Here is a 14,311-nt window from a genome sequence, read left to right as displayed (position 1 = left end):
TTTGAAAACTCTATTAAATTAGTAGGGTAATAAAAATTAAGTAAAAGATGATTGCAGATCAACTTGTTTTGAACAAAAAAGAGTCAAAGACTACCTATAAAGAAGATAAAACTTCAGAGAAGCCGCTACGTAGTATTGCAAAAGCGTTTAGTTGGAGAGTAATTGGTACGTTAGATACTTTGGTGATATCCTATATATTAACAGGTGAAATTTCTATTGCGGCCTCTATTGCCTCTATAGATTTTGTAACAAAAATGGTTCTGTATTTTTTTCACGAAAGAATCTGGAATTTAGTAAAGTGGGGTAAATAGAAAAGAAAAGGATTATGGCATTGACAGAAGCACAAGTTCAACAATTGAACGTTCAGTTTAAAGGGATACCACCTCAAGAAATTATTTCTTGGGCAGTAAAACATGCTAAGGTTCCTATAGTGACTACTAATTTTAGACCGTACGAAGTAGCTATTTTGCATGCTGTTTCAGAGGTGAGAAAGGATGTTCCTGTAGTTTGGTGCGATACGGGGTATAATACTCCTAAAACCTATAAACATGCAGAAGAATTGACTGAAAGGTTGAATTTGAACATAAAATTATATGTGCCAAAACAGACTACCGCACATAGAGATGCCGTAATGGGTATACCACAAATAGATGATCCTAGGCATGCAGAGTTTACCGAGCAGGTGAAATTGGAGCCTTTTAAAAGGGCAATGGCGGATTTTAAACCGGATGTTTGGTTTACTAACCTAAGAAAAGGGCAGACCGCACATAGGGATAGTTTGGATATATTGAGCCTAAGTAAAGATGGTGTATTAAAGGTGAGTCCGTTTTATCATTGGAACGATACTCAGCTAGATGCCTATTTGAAAAAATATGACCTACCTAACGAGCATAACTATTTTGATCCAACCAAAGTGTTGGCAAATAGGGAGTGCGGGTTACACAGTTAATCATAGGTAGTAGAAAAAATAAAGATAATTGATCTAAAAAAGTATAATGAGTAATACAAGCACGGAATTGGAGGCAACCCCTTCTTTAGACCTTTTAAAAGATACGTCTCATATAAATGCCCTTGAAAATGAGGCCATTTATATCATTAGGGAGGTTGCAGCTCAGTTTGAGAAGCCGGTACTTTTGTTTTCGGGAGGAAAGGACTCGATCACATTGGTACGTTTGGCACAGAAGGCATTTTGGCCATCAAAAATTCCTTTCCCTTTAATGCATATTGATACAGGTCATAACTTTCCTGAAACCATAGAATTTAGAGATAGATTGGTAGAGGAGTTGGGTCTGGAATTAATTGTACGTAATGTACAGGATTCTATTGATCAAGGTAAGGTGAAAGAAGAATCTGGTAGGTATTCAAGTAGAAATAGCTTGCAGACAACAACGTTGTTAGATGCCATTGAAGAATTTAAATTCGACGCTTGTATTGGTGGGGCTCGTAGAGATGAGGAAAAGGCACGTGCAAAAGAACGTATATTTTCTGTTCGTGATGATTTTGGTCAGTGGGATGAGCGTAATCAGCGCCCAGAGTTGTTCGATATGTTGAACGGGCAAATAGAATTGGGGCAGAACGTAAGAGTGTTCCCTATTTCTAACTGGACGGAGCTAGATGTTTGGTCGTACATCAAAGAGGAGCAAATTGAAATTCCTTCCATCTATTTTGCGCATAAGCGTAAAACCTTCTTAAGGGACGGTATGATCTGGTCTGCAGAAGATGGTATCGTTTTTAGGGAAGAAGATGAGGTAGTGGAAGAGCGTTTGGTGCGTTTTCGTACCGTAGGCGACATGTCTTGTACGGCAGCCGTTCTTTCAGATGCAGAAACGATTGATAAGGTAGTAGAGGAAATTAGGGATTCATCCATTTCAGAGCGTGGCGCGCGTATAGACGATAAGCGTTCAGAAGCGGCAATGGAAAAAAGAAAACAACAAGGATATTTTTAATCTGGTTGATAGTTGTTAGTTGTTCGTTGATAGTAGATCGCGAATAAAACTAACAACCAACAACCGACAACGAACAACGAAATTGGAAGTACTAAAAATAGCAACAGCAGGTAGTGTAGATGACGGTAAAAGTACCTTGATTGGGAGAATATTGTATGACACAAAGTCACTGACCAGCGATAAATTAGAAGCAATAGAAAAGACCAGTAAGCAAAAGGGATATGATTATTTGGATTTCTCTTTGGCAACAGACGGTCTGGTTGCGGAACGTGAGCAAGGTATCACGATTGATGTGGCCCATATCTATTTCTCAACGGCAAAGAAAAGTTACATTATAGCAGATACACCTGGGCACGTAGAATATACGCGTAACATGGTAACTGGAGCTTCAACCTCGCAAGCGGCAATCATTTTGATCGATGCACGTAAAGGGGTAATAGAGCAAACTAATAGACACTTTTTTATCAATAACCTATTACGCATAAAAGATGTAGTGGTAGCTATTAATAAGATGGATCTGGTAGACTATTCTGAAGAAACTTACAATGCAATTAAAGCTGATTTTGAGGCATTGATGGCGAAGAGGGATTATCAAGATCAGAAAATTACTTTTATTCCTGTAAGCGCGTTGAAAGGGGATAACGTAGTAAACTTGTCGGACAAGACCCCTTGGTATAAAGGACAGTCTTTGTTAGAGCATTTTGAAGCATTGGATAGAAAGGATATTTTCAATGTGGGTACACCACGTTTTCCGGTGCAATATGTTATCCGTCCAAAAACGGATGAGCACCATGATTTTAGAGGATTTGCCGGTAAAGTATATGGTGGTGAATTAAGCGTAGGTGATGAGGTAGTGGCGCTTCCATCACAGACACGCTCTAAAATAAAGGATATTTATTTTCATGATAAGAAATATAAAACGGCATCTAGGAGGTCATCGGTAACCATAACATTGGAAGATGAAATTAATTTGAGTCGCGGAGATATGTTAGTGAAAGAGGGTGATCTGCCAACGGTAGACAAGCAATTTACGGCAACGATTTCTTGGATGGATTCATTGCCTTTGGCAGCCGGTAATAAATATATTGTTCAACATGGTGTCAATAAAGTATTGGCAAAGGTAGAGCAAGTGCACCATAAGATCGCTCCGGATTATTCTGGTATAGATGAGAAAACGGAGTCTTTGGGCATGAATGATATTGCTCAAGTGAGTTTCCGTTTAAATAAACCAATTTTCTATGATCAATTTAAAAATCACAGAACAAACGGTTCATTTATATTGATCGATACAAAATCCAACAGTACCGTAGGTGCAGGATTCATAAGTTAATAAAAACATGTCAATTTTATATTGACTGTTTTTATTAAGTCTATAAAATCTATAGGTAAAATATAGTAATAATTTACATCGGTATTTATACTGAACATTTAATACTAAGCAATGCAAAGTTTTAGAACAGAATTAGAAAATCAGGTAGTTGAAAAGGATATTCTTGAATTGGAACGTAAAATTCATGAGTTTCATGGTGGCAAGCTAGATGAAGAAAAATTTAGAAGTCTTCGATTGGCACGTGGTGTTTACGGACAGCGTCAAGAAGGGGTTCAAATGATTCGTATAAAGTTGCCTTATGGTAAGGTGACCTCTAAGCAGTTGCTTCGTATTTGTGATGTGTCGGACGAATATTCTACAGGTAGATTGCATATTACCACACGCCAAGATATTCAGATCCACTATGTAGATTTGAATAGAACGCCGCAGTTGTGGGCAGAATTGGAGAAAGATGAAATTACCTTAAGGGAAGCCTGTGGTAACACGGTACGTAACGTAACCGCAAGTGAAACGGCTGGTATTGATGTTGATGAACCTTTTGACGTTTCACCATATGCACACGCATTATTTCAGTATTTCCTTAGAAATCCTGTAAGTCAAGAAATGGGACGTAAGTTCAAAGTTTCTTTTTCCGCAAGTGATGCCGATACCGGTTTGTCTTATATGCATGATTTGGGCTTTATTGCCAAAATACAAAATGGTGAAATAGGTTTTAAAGTAATGCTTGGTGGCGGATTGGGTTCCCAACCACGACATGCCGATGAGTTGTACAGCTTTTTGCCTGCGGATCAGATAATTCCTTTAATGGAAACCGTAGTTCGTGTTTTTGACCGTTACGGTGAGCGTAAAAGTAGAGCTAAAGCTAGAATGAAGTTCTTGTTGAAAGATTTAGGTCTTGACGGATTTAAGGAGCTTTTGGCGGCAGAGAAAACGGCGGTACCTTTTGATACTTTTCCAATAGATCCAGAGGCATATCCTAAGGTAAAGGTGTCGGAGTTAAAGGTTCCGGCAGTAGAAATTAGTGACGTAAAAGCTTTTGAACAGTGGAAATCTACCAACGTAATACCACAAAAACAACCAGGTTATGTTGCTTTGGGTATTAAAGTGTTATTGGGTGATTTCTATACGGATAAAGCACGTTTATTGGCAAACTTGGTGCAGAAATATGCAGCGGGTGAGTTAAGATTGTCCTTACGTCAAAACATTTTGATTCCTTTCGTAAAAGAAGAGAACGTAGCGTTCTTTTATACTGAATTGGAAAAGTTAGGTTTTGTTGAGGCTGGTTATAATAAGGCTCTTGATATCACTGCTTGTCCTGGTACGGATACCTGTAATCTGGGAATTGCAAGTAGTACGGGAATTGCAGAGGAACTGGAAAGAGTGATAAAAACAGAATACCCAGATTATATAAATAACGATGATGTTGTTATAAAAATCAGTGGTTGTATGAATGCCTGTGGGCAGCACAATATGGCAAATATTGGTTTTCAGGGCATGTCCGTTCGTACAAAGGATAAATTGGTAGCTCCTGCGCTTCAGGTATTGTTGGGCGGTAGCAATGATGGTAATGGTAACGGTCGTTTTGCGGACAAAGTGGTGAAAGTGCCAAGTAAAAGAGGTCCGGAAGCATTGCGTTTGATCTTAAATGATTTTGATGCCAATGGTGGAGATCTATCGTTCCCGGATTATTATGCTGAAAAAGGACAAATGTATTTCTATGATTTTCTTACGCCATTATCATCAATAGATGATTTAACGCCAGAAGACTTTATAGATTGGGGTAATACGGAGCGTTATGAAAAAGCTATAGGTGTAGGTGAATGTGCCGGTGTTGTTATCGACTTGATTGCAACATTACTTTTTGAAAGTGAAGAAAAAATTCAGAATGCACAAGAAATGTTCGATGCCGAAAAATGGTCTGCTAGTATCTATCACGCATATTCTTCTATGGTAAACTCTGCTAAAGCGATGTTGACCGCAGAAAATACAAAAGTGAATACCCACGTAAGTATCATTAAGGATTTTGATGAGAAATTTGTTGCCGATGGCAGAATTGCCGTAGCTGGCGGATTTGAAAAATTGGTACTTCAATTAAATCAGAACGAACCAACAAAAGAATTTGCACAATCTTACATAAAGGATGCGAAAGAATTTTTAGAAACTGTTGAAAAGTTCAGACAGCAAGAATTGGCAGAAGCATAGATAATGGCAAATCATTTACAACATATAAGGAGACCTAAGTTAACCGTAGTTGGCGCAGGACCAGGTGATGTGGAGCTGATTACGTTAAAAGCGATCAGAACGCTGGAAAATGCCGATGTAGTTTTGTACGATGCTTTGGTGAACGAGGAGTTGCTGGATTATGCCAAGAATGCAGAATTGATTTTTGTAGGTAAACGCAAAGGATGCTATGCATATCAACAAGAGCAAATTAATGAGCTTATTGTAAGTAGGGCAAAATCTAACGGACATGTGGTGCGGTTAAAAGGAGGAGATCCTTTTGTATTCGGTCGCGGTTCGGAAGAAATGGAATATGCCGCTTCTCATGGGTTGCAAGTAGCCATGGTACCAGGTATATCGTCAAGTTTAAGTGTGCCTGCATATCAAAACATTCCGGTAACAAAAAGAGGTTCTTCAGAAAGTTTTTGGGTAATTACAGGAACCACAAAAGAGCATAAATTATCAACAGATGTTGCCTTAGCTGCAAAGAGTAGTGCTACGGTAGTCATATTGATGGGGATGTCAAAACTCCCTCAGATAGTAAAATTATTTAAGTCTGAAGGTAAATCGGAACTACCTATAGCAATAATTCAGAACGGAACACGAAAGAATGAAAAAATAGGAGTTGCTACTATAGATACCATAGTTGATGTGGTGGAGAAAGAAAATCTTTCTAATCCTGCTATCATTATCATAGGAGAAGTAGTTAGACATCGTGAAGCGTTAGCGGAGGCAACTCATAAGTTTGCTGAAGAGCATGTTAGTTTTATTGAAGTAAATAAAGCATAGCATATTTAGTAAAGGATAAGTATATAGAATAAGTGAAATTAAAAGAAGCTAAAAAGTAGTTGTATATAATGATGTCAACTTTGTAGAATTACTTTTTACTAAAAAGAGAATTATGATTAAAACAGATATGCTCATTATAGGAGCGGGACCTACCGGATTGTTCACGGTATTTGAAGCAGGATTATTAAAGTTAAAAACACATTTAATAGATGCATTGCCACAACCAGGTGGTCAGTGTTCAGAGATATATCCTAAAAAGCCTATCTATGATATTCCTGCATTTCCAGAAATTTTGGCAGGTACTTTGGTAGATAACCTAATGGAGCAGATAAAGCCTTTTGAACCAGGATTCACTTTGGGAGAAAGAGCGGAAACGCTAGATAAGTTAGAAGATGGTTCTTTTGTGGTAACTACCAATAAAGGAACAAAGCACAATGCACCTGTAGTTGTAATTGCAGGTGGTCTGGGTTCTTTTGAGCCAAGAAAACCACCTATTTCTAACATTGTAAACTTTGAAGATACAGGTGTTTCCTATATGATCAAAGATCCAGAAGTATATCGCGATAAAAAAGTGGTCATTGCCGGTGGAGGTGATTCTGCCTTGGACTGGGCTATATTTTTGACCGATGTAGCGGCAGAAGTAACCTTGGTACACAGAAGGGATGAATTTAGAGGGGCATTGGATTCCGTTGAAAAAGCATCTGAACTGGCGAAATTGGGTAAAATCAAGTTGATTACCAAAGCTGAAGTTAAAGAGCTGCACGGTGAAAATGAACTTAAGGCAGTAGTTATTAAGCACACGGACAAGGAAAAAGAAGATACTTATTTAGAAGTGGATAATTTTATTCCTTTATTCGGTCTGTCTCCTAAATTAGGTCCTATAGGTGATTGGGGCTTGGAAATTCAGAAAAATGCCATTAAGGTAAATAACGCAAAAGATTACCAGACCAATATACCGGGAGTATATGCCATTGGTGATGTTAATACTTATGAAGGTAAGTTGAAATTGATACTTTCAGGTTTCCATGAAGCAGCGGTTATGTGTCAATATGCATACCAGCAGATCAATCCTGGTAAGCGCTTTGTAATGAAATATACTACTGTTGGTGGTGTTGAAGGTTTTGATGGTTCTAAGAAAGAAGCAAAGAAAGAAGTAGTACAAAGTATCGCATAAATTATATTATTTGAGTAGTACGGCCTCCGGATGCTTCAGACGCGCGGGGGCTTTTTTTGTGACATTTTTTAAGAATTTCGTTGGCTAAAAAAACCATTGAAGTCTTGGTAAAGAGCGAGTAGTGCCGTTACTTTGCAATTCGTTCCTAATTAAATTGTATTGTTATCAAGAAAGGCGGAGGGACTAGACCCTGTGAAACCTTGGCAACCCTTTCCGTAATGGAAAAGAAGGTGCTACATTCTATCCTAATTCAAAAGGACAGATAACTAAAGAAAGAACATAATTACCTTCCTTTCCTTACTTGATATCATATATTTTAAAGCGAACAAATAATTTGTTAAGCGTAAAATGAAGGATATAAAAGAAATTTTAAAAGATCGTATTTTAATACTGGATGGTGCCATGGGTACTATGCTTCAACGTTATAAGTTTACTGAAGAAGATTTTAGGGGAGAACGCTTTAAGGATTGGGAACATCCGTTGCAAGGTAACAATGATTTGTTGTCGTTAACGCAACCCGATGCTATAGCAGATGTTCACCGTCAGTATTTTGATGCTGGGGCAGATATTGTAGAGACCAATACCTTTTCCGGGACTACGATTGCTATGGCAGATTATTTTATGGAAGATTTGGTGTATGAGCTTAACTATGAATCTGCGCGTATTGCCAAAATGGTAGCAGATGAGTTCACTGCAAAAGAACCAAATAAACCTCGTTTTGTTGCCGGTAGTATTGGACCCACCAATAAAACGGCAAGTATGTCACCAGATGTAAATGATCCAGGTTATAGGGCTATTTCTTTTGATGAGCTACGTATTGCATATAAACAACAGGTAGAAGCTTTATTAGATGGTGGGTCGGATATTTTATTGGTAGAAACCATTTTTGACACGCTTAATGCCAAGGCGGCATTATTTGCCATAGAAGAAGTTAAAGAAGAACGAAACATAGATGTTCCCATAATGGTTAGTGGTACTATTACCGATGCATCCGGTAGAACGTTATCGGGTCAAACGGCAGAGGCATTTTTAATATCCATATCCCACATTCCTATTTTATCGGTTGGGTTTAATTGTGCTTTAGGTGCAAACCAGTTGGTACCTCATTTAGAGGTGTTGTCTACCAAAAGTGAACATGCGGTCTCAGCGCACCCCAATGCCGGTTTGCCAAATGCATTTGGAGAGTACGACGAAACTCCTGAGCAAATGGCGGAACAGATCAAAGAATACGCGGAAAAAGGATTAGTAAATATTGTTGGCGGTTGTTGTGGAACCACTCCGGAACATATTACTGCGATTGCTGAGGTTGTGAAAAATTTTGCTCCGCGTCAATTTTAGTTGTTGGTTGTTGGTTGTCTGTTGTTGGGTGGAAAAAACACGAATAATATGAAAGTCTATACGGAATTGGAAGTTTGGAAAGAATCAAGAATTCTTGTGAAGGATATTTATTCTATTACTAAATCTTTTCCAAAAGAAGAGATTTACGGACTTAGTAATCAACTAAGAAGATGTGCTGTATCTATACCGTCTAATATAGCTGAAGGTTGCGGACGAAGAACATCGGCAGATACAATTCAGTTTCTTCATATTTCAAGAGGGTCATTGTATGAGTTAGAAACCCAACTTTATATAGCTCTTGATTTAAATTATATAGAGAGAGAAGATTTTGAAGCTATTAATAAGAGAATTATTAGCTGTAAGAAATTGATAAATGGATTTATCAATTATTTTAAAAAGTGAAATAGATTTTATGAGCAATAGGTCTGAAATACCAACAACCAACAACCAACAATCAACAACCAGATATCTGCGGTTAAGCGGTCTAGAACCCCTAATTGTAACCCCAGAAACGAACTTCATAAACGTTGGTGAGCGAACAAACGTTGCGGGTTCAAAAAAGTTTCTTCGTTTAGTAAAAGAGGAAAAGTTTGAAGAGGCATTGGCAGTGGCTAGGGAGCAGGTTGAAAATGGTGCCCAGGTTATTGATATTAACATGGATGACGGATTGATAGATGGTAAACAGGCCATGGTGAAATTTTTAAACCTTGTTATATCGGAGCCGGATATTTCTCGTGTGCCTATTATGATCGACAGTTCTAAATGGGAAATCATTGAAGCTGGTCTGCAAGTTGTTCAAGGTAAATGTGTGGTAAATTCCATAAGCTTAAAAGAGGGCGAAGAGCAATTTATACACCACGCCAAACTCATAAAAAGATATGGTGCCGCGGTAATTGTTATGGCTTTTGATGAGGTAGGTCAGGCAGATAATTATGACCGTAGAATTGAAATAGCAAAACGTTCGTATGATGTTTTGGTGAACAAGGTAAATTTTGCACCGGAGGATATCATTTTCGATTTAAATATTTTTCCGGTAGCAACGGGAATGGATGAGCATAAATTAAATGCTGTCGATTTTATTGAAGCTACAAGATGGGTCCGTGAAAACTTGCCACATGCCAGTGTAAGTGGTGGCGTTAGTAATGTTTCGTTTTCATTTAGGGGCAATAACCCGGTGCGTGAGGCTATGCACTCGGTCTTCTTGTACCACGCTATAAAAGCGGGTATGAACATGGGTATTGTAAATCCGAGTATGCTAGAGGTGTATGATGATATTCCTAAAGACTTATTGGAGTATGTAGAAGATGTTATTCTAAATAGGAGGGATGATGCAACGGAGCGCTTATTAGATTTTGCGGAATCTGTAGTCGGTAAAACCAAGGAAAGTAAAATAGATCTATCGTGGCGAGAAGAACCTTTACAGGATAGAATTACACGTGCCTTGGTAAAAGGTATTGATCAATATATTGTTGAAGATGTAGAAGAGGCTAGAGTAGCTGCCGATAAGCCAATAGAGGTTATTGAGGGCAACTTAATGACGGGTATGAACGTGGTGGGCGATTTATTCGGTAGCGGAAAAATGTTTTTGCCGCAAGTGGTAAAATCTGCCCGAGTGATGAAAAAAGCAGTGGCATATTTACTGCCGTACATTGAAGAGGAGAAATTATTAAATCCGGTTACAGACGGGTCTGGGGCTCCCGGAAAGATTTTAATGGCAACCGTAAAGGGCGATGTTCATGATATTGGTAAAAATATTGTGGGTGTAGTACTGGCGTGTAACAACTATGAGATCGTTGATCTAGGCGTAATGGTGCCACCGGAAAAAATTATTGCAGCAGCTATTGAGCATAATGTAGATATTATAGGGCTTAGCGGATTAATTACGCCATCATTGGATGAGATGGTGCATTTGGCAAAGGAAATGGAACGTAAAGATTTCAGTATTCCGTTGTTGATCGGTGGTGCAACCACCAGTAAGGCACATACCGCGGTAAAGATTGATCCACAATATAAAGAGGCAGTAGTTCATGTAAACGATGCCTCTAGAGCAGTAACCGTGGTGGGCGATTTGTTGCAAAAAGAAACATCTACGAGCTATAAGAAAAGTATAAAAGATGATTATGATGTGTTTAGGGAAAAGTTCTTGAACCGTTCATCTAGTAAAACATATAAGCCAATTTCTGCGGCACGGAGAAATAAGTTTAAAATAGATTGGAAAACTTCTGAAATTATAAAGCCGAACAAATTGGGTATTCAGGTGATCGAAGATTTAGATCTGAATGTTTTGGTTCCTTATATAGATTGGACTCCCTTCTTTAGAAGTTGGGAACTGCATGGTAAATATCCTGCAATATTGACCGACGAGGTTGTTGGGGAACAAGCAACCGATTTATTCGCAGACGCTCAAGAGATGCTGAACAAGATAATTTCCGAAAAGAAATTAAAGGCTAAAGGTGTATTTGGACTGTTTCCTGCGAATTCCATTAATGACGATGATATTTTAGCCGATACTAGTTCAAGTTTAGAAGGGAATACAGGGTCGCTTAGCGGAGCCGAAACAGATGGGAACTATACTTTCCGTACCCTTCGCCAACAATTAGAGCGTAGGGAAGGAGTCGCAGATTATGCCTTGGCAGATTTTATTGCTCCAAAAGAATCCGGGAAACAAGACTACATGGGTTGTTTCTGTGTATCCACAGGTTTTGGTACGGCAGAAATGGCGGCGCAATATGAGAAAGACTTAGATGACTATAACTCCATCATGGTAAAGGCATTGGCAGATCGTTTAGCCGAAGCATTTGCCGAATACTTGCATAAAGAGGTGAGAACAGCGCATTGGGGTTATGCCGCCAATGAAGATCTTAGCAATGAAGATTTAATAAAGGAATCTTATAAAGGTATTCGTCCTGCGCCTGGTTATCCTGCTTGTCCCGATCACTTAGAAAAATTGACCATTTGGGATGTTCTGAAAGTAAAGGAAACCATAGGTGTAGAGTTAACAGATAGTCTTGCCATGTGGCCGGCCGCATCTGTAAGCGGGTATTATTTTGGTAACCCGGAAGCCCGTTACTTTGGTCTTGGTAAAATAAAACTGGATCAAGTAAAGGATTTTGCGGAACGAAAGGGGATTTCGTTTGAAGAAGCCGAGAAATGGCTTGCACCAAATATAGTGGACTAATGCGTTAGGGATTGCAGCGGCATCTTTTTCTATTTCTGAACTGTGCCAATGTTAAGTAAAAAGAGTTGTGGAAATAGAAAAAATATAGCGAAAAGCCCGCCCGAACGCCCAAAGAAGAATTAAAGTAAATAAGCCTCTTGAAGGTTTGCTCATAACCAAGAGTAAAAGAATATAAAATGAAAGTTACAGACCATATCACCAATGCAAAGGGAAAAACACTTTTTTCTTTTGAGATCGTACCACCGGTAAAGGGGAAAAATATTCAGGAATTGTATAATAATATTGATCCCTTAATGGAGTTTAACCCTCCGTTCATTGATGTGACTACATCGCGTGAAGAAACTATCTATATTAAAAAAGAAGGGCTTTTAGATAAGAAGACTACACGTATGAGACCTGGTACTGTGGGTATTTGTGCATCTATTCAACATAAATATAATGTAGATACGGTGCCTCATGTGCTTTGTGGCGGTTTCACCAAGGAGGAGACGGAATACTTGTTGGTTGATTGTCATTATTTAGGCATACAGAATGTAATGGCTTTACGTGGTGATGCCCGAAGTGAGCAAAAGTATTTTGAACCTACTGAAGGGGGGCACCCGTTTGCAATAGATTTGGTAAAGCAGATCCAGGATTTGAATAAAGGTAAATATTTACATGAAACCGTGGAGAGCGAACACAGTAGTGAGTTTTGTATAGGGGTGGCGGGTTATCCGGAAAAACATTTAGAATCTCCATCATTACAATCGGACCTAAAGCGATTAAAGGAAAAGGTAGATGCCGGTGCGGATTATGTGGTTACGCAAATGTTCTTTGATAATAAAAAGTATTTTGAATTTGTAGAAGCAGCAAAGGAAATTGGAATTACCGTGCCTATTATACCGGGCATTAAACCAATTGCCGTAAAGAGGCACATGCAATTATTGCCGCAGGTGTTCAGAATAGATATGCCACAAGATTTAATAGAAGCTGTTGATGCTTGCGCCACCAACAAAGATGTACGTAAAGTGGGTATAGAATGGGCAATTCAACAATCTAAGGAATTGAAGGCGGCAGGTGTTCCTGTATTGCATTACTATTCTATGGGGAAATCCGATAATATTAAGGCGATAGCGGAAGCACTTTTTTAAAGGTTTAGAAAGAATTTAGTAGAGCGTATTACGTACAAAATGGCCGATAATGATAATACTTTGTACTTAATACTTCGTACTTGATACTTATAACTATTTTTGCCTACAATGAATTTTAAGTTTCTAACCATTGTAATGCTATCGGTAAGTTTTTGCTTTGCGCAAGAAGGTACCAAGAAAAAGAAGTACACGCTTGATGCCAACCAATTCTATGGTTCCATCATACTGCACAATCCAGATATTTCGCATTTGATCACATCGCACCCGGCAGGGGTTATTTTAAGTTATAACCGCAAAACATACGGGGAAGAAGAATGGGAAGAGTTGTATAATTATCCGGATCTGGGTTACTCTTTTATTTATCAGAATACGAACAACAGCACGTTGGGCGATAATTATGGTTTGTATGCGCACTACAATTTTTACTTTTTTAGGCGGAACATGCAATTACGCGTAGGGCAAGGTATTGCATACGCTACAAATCCGTACGATAAAGAGACCAATTATAGAAATAATGCCTACGGCTCGGATTTTTTAAGTTCAACCTACTTAATGCTGAACTATCATAAAGAGAATATTATAAAAGGATTGGGATTTAAGGCTGGTGTGTCCGTAATTCACTATTCCAACGCCAATTTTAGGGCACCGAATACGTCTACTAATACCTTGGCATTTAATGCCGGTTTTGTATATGATCTAGATGGTGGCGCTGAAATTGATTATGTACACAGGGAAAAGGAAAAATTGACTGAGCCGTTGCGTTACAATTTTGCGTTGAGAGCTGGTTTAAACGAGAGTGATGTTATTGATTCCGGTCAATATGGCTTTGTAGTGCTTTCTGCCTATGCCGATAAAAGGGTTGGAAGAAAAAGTGCTCTTCAAGTGGGAACAGATGTTTATTTTTCTAATTTTTTGAAAGAGTTGATAAGGTATCAAAGTATTGCTTTCCCAGAGAATAATGTGGATGCGGATGATGATTATAAAAGGGTAGGTGTATTTGCGGGTCATGAACTGTTCATTAATGAAATGTCCGTCATTTCACAATTTGGCTACTACGTGTATTATCCGTTCGATTTTGAAGGTCGCACCTATTTGCGTGTGGGATTAAAGCGCTATTTTGGAGATAGAGTTTTTGGGGCGGTAACCTTAAAGTCTCACGGCGCAAAAGCGGAAGCGGTAGAATTTGGGATAGGAATACGATTGTAG

The 14,311-nt window shown here is 38.7% G+C and carries 12 protein-coding genes and 1 riboswitch; all 12 genes read left to right on the top strand.

Going from position 1 to position 14,311, the window contains the following annotated elements; all coding sequences use genetic code 11:
* Positions 1 to 47 precede the first annotated feature (47 nt).
* The 12 genes from YQ22_RS04270 (at position 48) to YQ22_RS04215 (ending at position 14,311) form a co-directional block, all read left to right on the top strand.
* Positions 48 to 311, top strand: coding sequence for a DUF2061 domain-containing protein (locus YQ22_RS04270; RefSeq protein WP_058105315.1), 264 nt, complete (start codon positions 48 to 50; stop codon positions 309 to 311).
* Positions 312 to 325: 14 nt separating this feature from the next.
* Positions 326 to 949: a phosphoadenosine phosphosulfate reductase domain-containing protein gene (locus YQ22_RS04265; protein ID WP_071340188.1), complete on the top strand. Its 624-nt coding sequence runs from the start codon at positions 326 to 328 to the stop codon at positions 947 to 949.
* 46 nt (positions 950 to 995) lie between these two features.
* Entirely contained in the window at positions 996 to 1,946 is a 951-nt protein-coding gene (cysD, locus tag YQ22_RS04260; RefSeq protein WP_058105317.1) for a sulfate adenylyltransferase subunit CysD, read from the top strand.
* An 82-nt stretch (positions 1,947 to 2,028) separates the two neighbouring features.
* Positions 2,029 to 3,276, top strand: a complete 1,248-nt coding sequence (locus tag YQ22_RS04255) for a sulfate adenylyltransferase subunit 1 (RefSeq protein WP_071342497.1) — start codon at positions 2,029 to 2,031, stop codon at positions 3,274 to 3,276.
* A gap of 111 nt (positions 3,277 to 3,387) precedes the next feature.
* Positions 3,388 to 5,478: a HEPN domain-containing protein gene (locus YQ22_RS04250; protein WP_071340187.1), complete on the top strand. Its 2,091-nt coding sequence runs from the start codon at positions 3,388 to 3,390 to the stop codon at positions 5,476 to 5,478.
* Positions 5,479 to 5,481: 3 nt separating this feature from the next.
* A complete protein-coding gene (cobA, locus tag YQ22_RS04245; protein ID WP_071340186.1) occupies positions 5,482 to 6,285 on the top strand; it encodes a uroporphyrinogen-III C-methyltransferase in 804 nt (267 codons plus the stop codon).
* 112 nt (positions 6,286 to 6,397) lie between these two features.
* Complete coding sequence (locus YQ22_RS04240; RefSeq protein ID WP_071340185.1) at positions 6,398 to 7,459, top strand: NAD(P)/FAD-dependent oxidoreductase; 1,062 nt, start codon at positions 6,398 to 6,400, stop codon at positions 7,457 to 7,459.
* A gap of 159 nt (positions 7,460 to 7,618) precedes the next feature.
* Positions 7,619 to 7,728: riboswitch (SAM riboswitch) on the top strand.
* A 79-nt stretch (positions 7,729 to 7,807) separates the two neighbouring features.
* Entirely contained in the window at positions 7,808 to 8,797 is a 990-nt protein-coding gene (locus YQ22_RS04235) for a homocysteine S-methyltransferase family protein (RefSeq protein ID WP_071340184.1), read from the top strand.
* A 48-nt stretch (positions 8,798 to 8,845) separates the two neighbouring features.
* Positions 8,846 to 9,199, top strand: coding sequence for a four helix bundle protein (locus YQ22_RS04230; protein WP_071342496.1), 354 nt, complete (start codon positions 8,846 to 8,848; stop codon positions 9,197 to 9,199).
* Between the two features lie 10 nt (positions 9,200 to 9,209).
* Positions 9,210 to 11,975, top strand: a complete 2,766-nt coding sequence (gene metH / locus YQ22_RS04225) for a methionine synthase (RefSeq protein ID WP_083414312.1) — start codon at positions 9,210 to 9,212, stop codon at positions 11,973 to 11,975.
* Between the two features lie 176 nt (positions 11,976 to 12,151).
* The gene (gene metF, locus YQ22_RS04220; protein ID WP_071340183.1) at positions 12,152 to 13,105 is read left to right on the top strand and encodes a methylenetetrahydrofolate reductase [NAD(P)H]; all 954 of its coding nucleotides are present in this window, start codon (positions 12,152 to 12,154) and stop codon (positions 13,103 to 13,105) included.
* A gap of 108 nt (positions 13,106 to 13,213) precedes the next feature.
* Positions 13,214 to 14,311 carry an acyloxyacyl hydrolase gene (locus YQ22_RS04215; protein WP_071340182.1) on the top strand — a complete coding sequence of 366 codons (1,098 nt, stop codon included), beginning with the start codon at positions 13,214 to 13,216 and terminating at the stop codon, positions 14,309 to 14,311.

Origin of the sequence: Maribacter sp. 1_2014MBL_MicDiv (genome assembly GCF_001865655.1) — a bacterium.
Lineage (GTDB): Bacteria > Bacteroidota > Bacteroidia > Flavobacteriales > Flavobacteriaceae > Maribacter > Maribacter dokdonensis.
The sequence above is the reverse complement of the archived record's forward strand: the minus strand, read 5'-3'. Positions and strand labels throughout refer to the sequence as shown.